A 13,028-nucleotide genomic window follows, 5' to 3' on the forward strand; every position below is an offset into this window, starting at 1 on the left:
CCTTCCGCCGCCGGAAACTGTACCGACCAGCGCTTGATAAATATCAAGGACCCACTTGTCGATAGAGCGACATCCTGCCGAACTATGTCAAATAAGCGCTCAATAAATGTATGATTTTCATCGGCAAATCCGACATTTGATATAAATCAAAACGCTTCGCGATCCGCTTCCGCAGACAGAAGCGACGGAGAATCCTTTGCGATTCACATGGGGTGAGGGGAGCGGACAATGCACGATGTTGCCGAGATAAGGCCGGGCCAGCAGCACAAGGCGCTGGGCATGAGCACGGCGGCCTTCACCATCTGCTTCGCCGTATGGACGATCTTCTCGATCATCGGGATCCAGATCAAGGCCGATCTCGGTCTGAGCGATACGCAATTCGGCCTGCTGGTCGGCACGCCGATCCTCACCGGGTCGCTGTCGCGAATATTCCTCGGCATCTGGACCGATCAATATGGCGGGCGGCTGGTCTACACGCTCACGATGCTGAGCGCGGCGGCCGCAACCTTCCTGCTGTCGCTCGCGACCAGCTATCCCGTCATGCTACTGGCCGCGCTGGGCGTCGGCCTGGCCGGCGGCAGCTTCGCGGTCGGCATCGCCTATGTTTCCAAATTCTACCCGACCGAGAAGCAGGGCACCGCGCTCGGCATCTTCGGCGCGGGCAATGTCGGCGCCGCGGTCACCAAGCTGCTTGCGCCGATGGTGCTCGTCGCCTTTGGATGGACGGCGGTCGCGCAGGTCTGGGCGGTGGTTCTCGCGGCCACCGCGATCATTTTCTGGCTGACCACCGAAGACGATCCCGAGCACCGCGCCCGCAAGACCAGCGGCGAGAAACCGCGCTCGATGCTGATGCAGCTCGAACCGCTCAAGAACCAGCAGGTCTGGCGTTTCGCGCTCTATTATTTCTTCGTCTTCGGCGCGTTCGTGGCTCTGGCGCTCTGGCTGCCGCACTATCTGATCGACGTCTACGGCCTCGACATCAAGACGGCGGGGCTGTTGGCCGCCGCCTATTCGATCCCCGCCAGCCTGTTCCGCGCCTATGGCGGCTATCTGTCCGACAAATATGGCGCCCGCCGAGTGATGTATGCGACGTTCGGCGTTTCGTTGCTCTGCCTGTTCATGCTGTCCTATCCAGAAACCGACTATGTCATCCACGGGATCCGGGGGCCGATTGAATTCTCCACCTCGATGGGTCTGATTCCCTTCGTCGTTACCATCTTCATACTCGGTTTCTTCATGTCGCTCGGCAAGGCGGCGGTCTACAAGCATATTCCGGTCTACTATCCCGGTCATGTCGGCGCCGTGGGAGGTCTTGTCGGCATGATCGGGGGCTTGGGCGGCTTCCTGCTGCCGATCGCGTTCGGCGCGATGAACGACCTGACCGGCATCTGGACAAGCTGCTTCATGCTGCTCTTCGCGCTGGTCGGCGTCGCGCTGCTCTGGATGCATGCCGCCGTCCGGCAGATGGAACAGAGAGCGATGGGCAAGGAACTGTCCGAACTGCCCGAATTCCCGGAAATGCAGGAGCTCCACGAACCCGAAACCCATCCCGAGCAACGGTCGCCGACGCTGACCGACTGGCGGCCGGAGGACGAGGAATTCTGGGCCGACACCGGCGCCAAGATCGCCCAGCGCAACCTGTGGATCTCGATTCCCTGCCTGCTGCTCGCCTTCTCGGTCTGGATGGTCTGGTCGGTCGTCGTCGCCAAACTGCCGGCGATCGGGTTCGCCTATTCGACCGACGAGCTGTTCTGGCTCGCGGCGCTGCCCGGCCTGTCCGGTGCGACCCTGCGGATATTCTACAGCTTCATGGTACCGATCTTCGGCGGGCGGCTCTGGACCACGCTGTCGACCCTGTCGCTGGCGATCCCGGCGTTCGGCATAGGCTATGCGGTGCAGGATCCCGATACGCCCTATTTCATCTTCCTGACGCTCGCTCTGCTCTGCGGCCTGGGCGGCGGCAATTTCGCTTCGTCGATGGCCAATATCAGCTTCTTCTTCCCCAAGCGGCAGAAGGGCAACGCGCTCGCGCTCAACGCCGGCCTCGGCAACGCCGGGGTCTCGGTCATGCAGTTCGTCGTGCCGATCGTCATCACGATGGGTGTGTTCGGTGCGATCGGCGGCGACCCGCAACCGGTTGCCGGCGGCGATCCGCTCTGGATTCAGAATGCCGGCTTCATCTGGATACCGTTCATCCTCGTCAGCGCGGCGCTCGCCTGGTTCGGGATGAACGACATCGCGTCGGCCAAGGCGAGCTTTTCCGAACAGGCCGTCATCTTCCAGCGCAAGCACAACTGGATCATGTGCTTCCTCTACACCGGCACTTTCGGTTCGTTCATCGGCTATTCGGCCGGCTTCCCGCTGCTTGCGAACATCGCCTTTCCCGATGCCAACTCGCTCCAATATGTGTTCCTCGGTCCGCTGATCGGCGCCGTATCCCGTGCGGCAACGGGCTGGGTCTCGGACAAATGGGGCGGCGCGCGGGTCACCTTCTGGGTGTTCCTCGTCATGATCCTGGCGGTCGCGGGCGTCCTCTATTTCCTCGGGATCAAGGATCAGCCGGGCGCCTTCTGGGGCTTCTTCGCGATGTTCATGCTGCTGTTCTTCGCCACAGGCGTCGGCAACGCATCGACCTTCCAGATGATCCCGATCATCATGCGCAAGGAAATCGGCCGGCTGATGCCGGGCCTTCCGGCAAACGACCAGCTGCGCAACGCCGAGAAGGAATCGGCCGCGATCATCGGCTTTACGTCTGCAATCGCGGCTTATGGCGCCTTCTTCATCCCCAAATCCTACGGCAGCGCGATCGCGATGACCGGCCGGCCGGATGCGGCGCTCTGGGGCTTCCTGCTCTTCTACTTGGCCTGTGCCGCGGTCACCTGGTTCGTCTATTCGCGGCGCGGCGGCCTGCTGCACGACATCGAACGTGGCCGGGAAACGCCCATCCAGCCCCAGCTTGAACCCCAGCCCGCCGAATAAGGACAAGACGCCATGAGCCATCTCCTCGATCGCCTCAACTTCTTCAGCGAGAAGCGGGAATTTTCCGACGGTCACGGCGTCACGACGCGCGAGGATCGCCGCTGGGAGGACGGCTATCGCAAGCGGTGGCAGCACGACAAGATCGTGCGCTCGACCCATGGCGTGAACTGCACGGGGTCGTGCTCCTGGAAAGTCTACGTCAAGGGCGGGATCGTCACCTGGGAAACCCAGCAGACCGACTATCCGCGCACCCGGCCCGACCTTCCCAATCACGAGCCGCGCGGCTGCTCGCGCGGCGCGAGTTACAGCTGGTACATCTATTCGGGCAACCGGCTCAAATATCCGCTCGTGCGCTCCCGCCTCGTCAAGCTGTGGCGCGAGGCGCGCAGGACGATGGCGCCGGTCGCGGCCTGGGCGTCGATCGTCCAGGACAAGGCGAAGCGCGACTCCTACACCAAGATCCGCGGCCATGGCGGCTTCGTCCGCGCGGACTGGGACGAGGTGACCGAGATCGTCGCCGCCGCCAACGCCTATACCGCGCGCGAACATGGGCCCGACCGGGTCATCGGCTTTTCCCCGATCCCGGCCATGTCGATGGTCTCCTATGCCGCGGGCTCACGCTATCTGTCGCTGCTCGGCGGCACCTGCATGTCCTTCTACGACTGGTATTGCGACCTGCCCCCGGCCTCGCCGATGACCTGGGGCGAGCAGACCGACGTTCCCGAAAGCGCCGACTGGTACAATGCCGGCTTCCTGATGCTCTGGGGCTCCAACGTTCCGCAGACCCGCACCCCGGACGCCCATTTCTACACCGAGGCGCGCTACAAGGGCACCAAGTCCGTGGTCGTCTCCCCCGACTATTCCGAAGCCGCCAAATTCTCCGATATCTGGCTGCACCCCAAACAGGGCACCGACGCCGCGCTCGCCATGGCGATGGGCCATGTCATCCTGCGCGAATATCATCTCGACCGGCAGGCGGAATATTTCGAGGACTATGCCCGGCGCTACACCGACATGCCGATGCTCGTCCGGCTCGTCGAAAAGGACGGCCGCTTCGTTCCCGAACGGCTGCTGCGCGCCAGCGAGTTCGAGGATGGTCTCGGCGAAGAGAATAACGCCGAATGGAAAACCGTCGCGATCGACGAGAAGACCGGCGATATCGTCGCGCCCAACGGCTCGGTCGGCTTCCGCTGGGGCGAGAAGGGCAAGTGGAACCTCGAGGAAAAGGAAAGCGGCGGGGCGGATACCAAACTGCGCCTGACCAATATCCTCGACGGCGACTATGACGACGTGCTCGACGTCGCCTTCCCCTATTTCGGCAATCGCGACCATGACTATTTCAAGGGCACCGACCATCCCGATACGCTGATGCGGCGGATCCCGGTGATGAAGCTCAAGCTGGCCGAGGGCGATGCCTATGTCGCCACCGTCTACGACCTGTTCATGGCCAATTACGGTCTCGACCGGGGGTTGGGCGGCGAGAATCTCGCGACGAGTTTCGAGGATAACGAGCCCTATACCCCGGCCTGGGCCGAACAGATCACCGGCGTGCCGGCCGACCATATCATCACCGTCGCGCGCGAATTCGCGAGCAACGCCGAAAAGACGAACGGCAAGTCGATGGTGATCCTCGGGGCGGGCCTCAACCACTGGTATCACATGGACATGAATTACAGGGGGATCATCAACCTCCTGATCATGTGCGGCTGCGTGGGCCAGTCGGGCGGCGGCTGGTCGCACTATGTCGGCCAGGAGAAGCTGCGCCCCCAGACCGGCTGGCTGCCGCTCGCCTTCGGCCTCGACTGGGGCCGGCCGCCGCGCCAGATGAACTCGACCAGCTTCTTCTACGCCCATTCGGACCAGTGGCGCTACGAGACGCTGGGCCTCGACGAGATACTGTCGCCGACCGCGCCGGACGGCGATTGGGGCGGATCGCTGATCGACTACAATGCGCGGGCCGAGCGGATGGGCTGGCTGCCGTCCGCGCCGCAGCTCAAGACCAACCCGCTCGACATCGCGGAGGCGGCGCGCATGGTGGGGAAGAAACCCGAAGACTATGTCGTCGATGCGCTGAAATCGGGCGATCTCGAACTTAGCTGCCACGATCCCGACGACCCCGCCAACTGGCCGCGCAACCTGTTCGTCTGGCGCTCGAATCTGCTCGGTTCCTCGGGCAAGGGCCATGAATATCTGCTCAAGCACCTGCTCGGCACGAGCCATGGCGTACAGGGCAAGGATCTGGGCGAGATGGGCCATACCAAGCCCCAGGACGTCGCCTGGCACGAAGAGGCGCCCGAGGGGAAACTGGACCTCCTAGTGACGCTCGATTTCCGCATGTCGACGACCTGCGTCTATTCGGACATCGTGCTGCCGACCGCGACCTGGTACGAGAAGAACGACCTCAACACATCGGACATGCACCCCTTCATCCATCCGCTTTCGGCGGCGGTCGATCCCGTCTGGGAATCGAAATCGGACTGGGAAATCTACAAGGCGATCGCGAAGAAATTCTCCGAGGTCGCGCCGGAGGTTCTCGGCGAGGAAGAGGATGTCGTGCTGACGCCGATCCTCCACGACACGCCGGGCGAGATCGCCCAGCCGATGGACGTCGCCGATTGGACCAAGGGCCAAGCGGACCCCGTTCCCGGCAAGACCATGCCGAACATCACAGTAGTGAAGCGCGATTATCCCAATCTCTACAAACGCTTCACGGCGCTGGGACCGCTGATGGACACGCTCGGCAATGGCGGCAAGGGGATCGGCTGGAACACGCAGAATGAGGTCGAGCATCTCAAGGCGCTGAACGGCACCGTGACCGAAGAAGGCCCGACCCAGGGCATGGCGCGGATCGAGAGCGATATCGACGCCACCGAAGTCATCCTGATGCTCGCGCCCGAGACCAATGGCGAGGTCGCGGTCAAGGCATGGGAGGCGCTCGAGAAATTCACCGGCCGCGACCATGCGCATCTGGCGCTGCCCAAGGAGGACGAGAAGATCCGCTTCCGCGACGTCGTCGCGCAGCCGCGCAAGATCATCTCTTCGCCGACCTGGTCCGGGCTCGAAAGCGAGAAGGTCTGCTACAATGCAGGCTATACCAACGTCCACGAGCTGATCCCCTGGCGCACGCTCACCGGGCGGCAGCAGCTCTATCAGGATCATCTCTGGATGCGCGCCTTCGGCGAGGGTTTCTGCGTCTATCGGCCGCCGATCGACACCAAGGCGGTCAAGCCGATGCTCGACCGGGCCGAGGGACAGGACCATGTCGTCCTGAACTTCATCACTCCACACCAGAAATGGGGCATCCATTCGACCTATACCGACAATCTGCTGATGCTGACGCTGTCGCGCGGCGGCCCGATCGTCTGGCTGTCCGAAACCGACGCGGCCAAGGCCGGGATCGTCGACAATGACTGGGTCGAGGCGTTCAACGCGAACGGCGCGCTCGTCGCCCGGGCCGTCGTCTCGCAGCGCATGAAGGAGGGCACACTCTTCATGTATCACGCGCAGGAGAAGATCGTGAATGTCCCGGGATCGCAGATCACCGGCAATCGCGGCGGCATCCACAACAGCGTGACCCGCGCGGTGCTCAAGCCGACCCACATGATCGGCGGCTATGCGCAGCAGAGCTACGGCTTCAACTATTACGGCACGGTCGGATCGAACCGCGACGAGTTCGTGATCGTCCGCAAGATGAACAAGGTCGACTGGCTCGACGGACCTGAAAACAGGCTGTCCCCGGACATGGAGGCAGCAGAATGAAAATCCGCGCCCAAATCGGCAAGGTACTCAACCTCGACAAGTGCATCGGCTGCCACACCTGTTCGGTGACCTGCAAGAATGTATGGACCAGCCGCGAGGGCATGGAATATGCCTGGTTCAACAATGTCGAGACCAAGCCCGGCATCGGCTATCCGAAGGACTGGGAAAACCAGACGCGCTGGAACGGCGGCTGGGAACGGGTGCGCAAAGGCCGGCTGCGGCCGCGCATGGGCGGCAAGTGGCGGGTGCTCGCCAAGATCTTCGCCAATCCCGACCTTCCCGAGATCGACGATTATTACGAGCCCTTCACCTTCGATTACGAGCATCTGCAAAACGCGCCGGAGATGAAGGCGATGCCGACCGCGCGGCCGCGTTCGCTGATCTCGGGCGAGCGGATGGAGAAGATCGAATGGGGCCCGAACTGGGAGGAAATCCTCGGTGGCGAATTCTCGAAGCGCTCCGAGGATTACAATTTCGAGGGCATCCAGAAGGAGATTTACGGCGAGTTCGAAAACACGTTCATGATGTACCTGCCGCGGCTCTGCGAGCATTGCCTCAACCCGACCTGCGTCGCCGCCTGCCCATCGGGCGCGATCTACAAGCGAGAGGAAGACGGCATCGTCCTGATCGACCAGGAGAAATGCCGCGGCTGGCGGATGTGCGTCTCGGGCTGCCCGTACAAGAAGATCTATTATAACTGGAACACCGGCAAGTCGGAGAAATGCATCTTCTGCTATCCGCGGATCGAAGCCGGCCAGCCGACCGTCTGTTCGGAAACCTGTGTCGGCCGCATCCGCTATCTCGGCGTGATGCTCTACGATGCGGACCGTATCGAGGAAGCGGCGTCGGCGGAGGATGTGGAAGACCTGTATCAGGCGCAGCTCGATATCTTCCTCGATCCCAACGATCCGGCAGTGATCGAACAGGCCCGCAGGGACGGCGTTCCCGAGGCCTGGCTCGATGCGGCGAAAGCCTCGCCCGTCTGGAAGATGGCGATGGAGTGGAAGGTCGCCTTCCCGCTCCATCCCGAATATCGGACCTTGCCGATGGTCTGGTATGTCCCGCCATTGTCGCCGATCAGCGCGGCGGCCAATGCCGGTCAGATCGCGGTCAATGATGACATGCCCGACGTGCGCTCGCTGCGCATCCCGCTCGGATATCTGGCCAACCTGCTGACGGCGGGCAAGGAAGAGCCGGTCGCGCTCTGCCTCGAACGGATGCTGGCGATGCGCAGCTATATGCGTGCGAAGACGATCGATGGCGTGATCGCCACGGACGTCGCCCAGAAGGTCGGCCTCACCGCGCAGCAGATCGAGGACATGTACCATGTCATGGCGATCGCCAATTACGAGGATCGCTTCGTCATCCCGACCACCCACCGCGAAGAGGTGGAAGACGCCTATGACGTGCGCGGCTCATGCGGTTTCTCGTTCGGCAATGGCTGCTCGGGCGGCGCGTCCGAACCCAATCTGTTCGGCACGCCGAAGAAGAAGCGCATCCAGACCCCTTCGGAGATGTTCTGATGACGATAAAGAGCTTCAAGGTCCTCTCGCTGCTGCTCGCCTATCCGACCGTGGAGATCCAGGCGGCATCCTGCGAATTTCACGATATCCTCGCCGGTGAGGGCCTTGTGCCCGCCGACTGCCTGCCGCCGCTGCGCGCGCTGATCGAGGAATACCGGACGCGCGAGCTGCTCGATCTGCAGGAGCGCTATGTGCTGCTGTTCGACCGCACCCGCTCGCTCTCGCTCCACCTGTTCGAACATGTCCATGGCGAGAGCCGGGACCGCGGCCAGGCGATGGTCGATCTCAAGGCGATGTATGAAGAGCGCGGGCTCGCGATCGAGAGCAAGGAACTGCCCGATTTCATCCCGCTGTTCCTCGAATTCCTGTCGACCTTGCCCAAGACCGAGGCGCTCGACCTGCTCGGCCAGCCGGCGCATGTCATCGCGGCGCTCGGCGAGCGGCTGGCGAAACGCGAAAGCAGTTATGCCGCCGCAATGCTGGCGCTCGCCGCGATGGCCGAAGCCGACCCGAAAGCGACCGAAGCTCTGCTCGACGAGGCCGACGACGATCCGAACGACCTGGAAGCCATCGATGCGGCCTGGGAAGCCGAACAGGTTACCTTCGGCCCGGGTTCGCCGGATGACGGCTGCCCCAGGGTCGCCGGCATGCTGGACCGGCTGGCTGCAGAAGTTCCACCACCCGACACGGCCGGCAAGGCCCTTGATGGGAGCGCGCGCAATGGCTGAATTTCTCAACAGCCTGGTCTTCGGCATCTATCCCTATATCGCGCTCTCGGTGCTCGCGATCGGATCGATCGTGCGGTACGACCGCGAACCCTATAGCTGGCGCTCGGGATCGAGCCAGCTCCTCAGGCGCCGCCAGCTGATGGTCGGTTCGGTGCTGTTCCATCTCGGCGTGCTGGTCGTCTTCATCGGCCATCTGGTCGGACTGCTGACGCCGATCGAATTCTTCGACTGGATGGGCATCAGCCATCCGTTCAAACAGGTCATGGCGATCGGGGTCGGCGGCGTCGCGGGCGCGATTTCGCTGATCGGCGCGACGATGCTCGTCCATCGCCGGCTGTTCGATGCCCGCATCCGCCGCAATTCGAGCTTTGCCGATACCGCGGTGATCCTGCTGCTCTGGGTTCAGCTCGTACTCGGCCTGTCGACGATCCTGATATCGCTCGAGCATCTCGACGGCGCGGAGATGGTCCGTTTCATGGCCTGGGCACAGGGCATCTTCGTCTTCGACCCGGCGGCCGCGACCTACATTCTCGATGCGCACTGGATCTTCAAACTGCACATCTTCCTGGGCCTGACGATCTTCCTGCTCTTCCCCTTCACCCGGCTCGTCCACATGCTCTCGGCGCCGGTCCGCTATCTCTGGCGGCCGGGCTACCAGATCGTGCGCAGCAAGCGGTCGACGGCATGAGCGACGTCCGACCCAGCGACGCGCCGACGGTAAACGGCCGGGAAATATCCCCCGAGGCGATCGCCGCGGAGGCGCAGAACCATCCGGCGGGCGATCCCGACAAAGCCTGGTCGGCGGCCGCCGAAGCGCTGGCAATCAAGACGCTGCTGCTGGCCGAAGCCGACCGGCTCGACATCGCCCCGCCATCGCTCAAGGACGACAAGGGCCGCGATCTCGCGCCCGACGATGCGCGGATCGAAGCGCTGCTCGAGCGCGAGGTGAAAACGCCCGATGCCGATGAAGAAACCTGCCGGCGCTTTTACGACCGCCACACGGATCGTTTCACGAGCCCCGATCTGGTAGAGGCGTCGCACATTCTCTTCGCCGCGCGCCGGGACGATGAAACCGCCTATGCAAAGGCCGTCGCCGACGCCCAGGCGACGATCGCCGAGCTGGCGGACCATCCGGAACGTTTCGCGGCGCTGGCCGAGGCGCGATCGGCCTGTCCGTCGGCCGGCCAGGGCGGAAATCTCGGCCAGCTCGGTCCCGGCCAGACCGTCGACGAGTTCGATACCTTCCTGTTCAATCTCGACGAAGGGCAGCTATGCCCGGTGCCGGTCAAGACGCGCTACGGCGCGCATGTCCTGAAAGTCGGACGCAGGATCGCCGGCCGGACGCTGCCGTTCGACATGGCGCATGCGAAAATCGCCGACTATCTCGAAGAAGCAAGCTGGCGCCGCGCCGTCGCCCAATATATCGGTATTCTGGTCGGGCGCGCCGACCTGCAGGGAACCAGCCTCGAAGGGCATGAAAACCCGTTGGTTCAATAAGGACCGTCGCGCCCGCGGTCATCGGATGCACCGTTTCCAGGGGATGTAAAATTGGGCCAGGACATCGCACGATCGCGTTTCGACGAAAGCGACCATGCAGAGTTTCGGGCGCGGCTCCGGGACGAGACGAAAACGCTCAAACGCTGGTTCGAAGAGAAACGGTTCGAGCAATCCGACATTTTCAAAACCGGCCTCGAACTGGAAGCCTGGCTCGTCGACGAGAACTTCCTTCCCACCCCGAGCAGCGACGAATTCATCGCCACCGCGAACGATCCGCATGTCGTCCACGAACTTTCCAAGTTCAATTTCGAACTCAACGCCGATCCCCATGACCTGAAAGGCCGATGCTTCGCCACGATGCGGGGCGATCTCGACAATCTGTGGCAGCGCTGCACGCATGCGGCGGAGACCCTCCGGCAGCGGCCATTGGCGATCGGTATCCTGCCGACCGTGCGCGACGAGATGCTCCAGCCAGCCTGGATGTCCGACCTCAACCGGTACAAGGCGCTCAACGACGAGCTGTTCCGCGCCCGCCAGTCCGAGCCCTTTCATATCGAGATAAGCGGGCAGGACGAACTCGATTACCGCTGCGATCACATCATGCTGGAAGCCGCCTGCACATCGCTCCAGGCGCATCTCCAGATCAACCAGGACGATGCGGTCCGCTTCTACAACGCATCGCTCGTCGCCGCCGCTCCGCTGATCGCGGCGACGGCGAATTCGCCGTTCCTCTATGGCAAGTCGCTGTGGGCCGAGACCCGAATCCCGGCTTTCGAGCAGGCGACGAAAGTGCACGGCTTTCACGACCTCCATGGCCGGCAGGTCCTGCGCGTCACATTGGGCATGGGCTATCTGCGGCACTCGTTTCTCGAGCTTTTTCTCGAGAATCTGAGCTATCCGACCCTGCTTCCGATCGTCAGCAAGGATGGCGATCGCTTTCGCAACTTGCGGCTCCAAAACGGCACCATCTGGCGCTGGGTGCGGCCGATCATCGGGTTCGACGAGGCCGGCACGCCGCACCTGCGGATCGAGCACCGGGTCATGCCCTCGGGACCCACGATCGCGGACACGATCGCCAATCTGATGCTGTGCTTCGGCCTGATGCTGGATCTTGGCCGCGCGGAAACGCCACCGGAAACCGAAACCGGGTTCGAGGATTGCCGCGCGAATTTCTACGCCTGCGCAAGGGACGGGCTGAATGCGCGGATATGCTGGGCCGGACAGAGCCATGACGTCCGGACCCTGCTGCTCGAAAAGCTTCTGCCCGACGCCCGGCGCGCGCTCGCCCAAGTGGGCGTGGATGCGGCCGATCTCGACTATTATTTTGACGAGATCCTGCACCCGCGTGTGACGTCCGGCCTGATCGGGGCGGAATGGCAGCGGCGCTACTATTCCGGGAACGGGCGGAATTTCCAGGCGCTGACCGAACGCTATGCCGAATTGCAAAGCGGCGGAACGCCCGTCCATAGCTGGCCCGTATGACCGCACGGGATGCGGCGATCCGGCTCGATCGCCTGGACCAGTTTCCGGCCGGCCTCGCCGATATCGGGCCACGGGAGATCGCGACGCTCGTCCCGAACCCGGCGCTGATCACGATTCCCGGCGAGCGGGAAGATCCGCTGTTCGTGTCGACGGTCCTCCATGGCAACGAGACGACGAGCTTTTACGTGCTGCGCGAACTGGCGCGCAAATATCGCGCGACGCCGCCGCCGAGAAGCCTGATGATTTTCGTCGGCAACGTTCGGGCGATGGCGGCGGACGTCCGCTATCTGCCCGGCCAGCCCGATTTCAACCGTATCTGGGCGGACGGCGACAGCCCGTTCCACCGTCTCGTGCACGAAGTCGCCGACGCCGCCCGGGAGCGGGACGCGTTCGCCAGCATCGACATTCACAACAATACCGGCACCAACCCCCATTATGGCTGCGTCAACGCGCTCCGGCCCGCCGATCTGCATCTGGCGGCGGCGTTCGCGCCGGTCGGGGTCTTCTACAAGAATCCGTCGACGACCCAGTCGATCGCCTTTTCGCAATTCTGTCCGGCGGTCACGATCGAATGCGGTCAGAGCGGCGACCGGGCGGGGATCGCCAAGGCGTTGGGGCTGGTCGAGCATGTTGCCGCGCTCGACCATTTTCCCGATCACGCGCCGCCAAAAGAGGCCGTCCGGCTCTACCAGACTATCGGGTCGGTCATGGTCGATCCGGCCGCCAGCATTTCGTTCGACGACACCGAAGCGGACCTCGCATTGCGTCCGGATCTCGAAGCGATGAATTTTTCCGACCTCGAGGCCGGGACCTATTGGGCCACGGCCCGCGAGCCGGCGCGCGCGCTCCGCGTGGTCGGCGAGCATGGCGACGACCTGACCGATCGGTTTTTCGTTGCCGATGGCGCCCGCATATCGCTCAAACGGGCGGCCACGCCGGCGATGATCACGAGCGACGAGAGCGTCATCCGTCAGGATTGTCTCGGCTATCTGATGGCGCCGCTCTGATTTGTCCTGGATCAAACTTGCCGGCATCGATCCCGCTACAGTGGCGTGGCAGG

The 13,028-nt window shown here is 63.2% G+C and carries 8 protein-coding genes; all 8 read left to right on the top strand.

What is annotated here, in order from left to right:
• The first annotated feature begins 228 nt into the window (after positions 1-228).
• From ACTS1X_RS00355 to ACTS1X_RS00390, 8 genes are read left to right on the top strand one after another with little or no spacing between them, the layout of a single operon-like run.
• Complete coding sequence (locus tag ACTS1X_RS00355; RefSeq protein WP_442612398.1) at positions 229-2,979, top strand: nitrate/nitrite transporter; 2,751 nt, start codon at positions 229-231, stop codon at positions 2,977-2,979.
• A 12-nt stretch (positions 2,980-2,991) separates the two neighbouring features.
• Positions 2,992-6,738: a nitrate reductase subunit alpha gene (locus ACTS1X_RS00360; RefSeq protein WP_442612399.1), complete on the top strand. Its 3,747-nt coding sequence runs from the start codon at positions 2,992-2,994 to the stop codon at positions 6,736-6,738.
• Complete coding sequence (narH, locus tag ACTS1X_RS00365; protein ID WP_442612400.1) at positions 6,735-8,261, top strand: nitrate reductase subunit beta; 1,527 nt, start codon at positions 6,735-6,737, stop codon at positions 8,259-8,261. Before ACTS1X_RS00360 ends, narH begins: the two co-directional genes overlap by 4 nt.
• On the top strand, positions 8,261-8,989 hold the full coding sequence (gene narJ / locus ACTS1X_RS00370) for a nitrate reductase molybdenum cofactor assembly chaperone (RefSeq protein WP_442612401.1): 729 nt from the start codon (positions 8,261-8,263) through the stop codon (positions 8,987-8,989). Before narH ends, narJ begins: the two co-directional genes overlap by 1 nt.
• Positions 8,982-9,677, top strand: a complete 696-nt coding sequence (gene narI / locus ACTS1X_RS00375; protein WP_442612402.1) for a respiratory nitrate reductase subunit gamma — start codon at positions 8,982-8,984, stop codon at positions 9,675-9,677. Before narJ ends, narI begins: the two co-directional genes overlap by 8 nt.
• The gene (locus ACTS1X_RS00380; RefSeq protein ID WP_442612403.1) at positions 9,674-10,486 is read left to right on the top strand and encodes a peptidylprolyl isomerase; all 813 of its coding nucleotides are present in this window, start codon (positions 9,674-9,676) and stop codon (positions 10,484-10,486) included. Before narI ends, ACTS1X_RS00380 begins: the two co-directional genes overlap by 4 nt.
• 51 nt (positions 10,487-10,537) lie before the next feature.
• Entirely contained in the window at positions 10,538-11,968 is a 1,431-nt protein-coding gene (locus tag ACTS1X_RS00385; protein WP_442612404.1) for a glutamate-cysteine ligase family protein, read from the top strand.
• Positions 11,965-12,975, top strand: coding sequence for a M14 family metallopeptidase (locus ACTS1X_RS00390; RefSeq protein WP_442612405.1), 1,011 nt, complete (start codon positions 11,965-11,967; stop codon positions 12,973-12,975). The genes ACTS1X_RS00385 and ACTS1X_RS00390 overlap by 4 nt, the downstream gene beginning before the upstream one ends.
• Positions 12,976-13,028 lie beyond the last annotated feature (53 nt).

The sequence above is a fragment of the Parasphingopyxis sp. genome (genome assembly GCF_052168275.1).
Taxonomy (GTDB): domain Bacteria; phylum Pseudomonadota; class Alphaproteobacteria; order Sphingomonadales; family Sphingomonadaceae; genus Parasphingopyxis.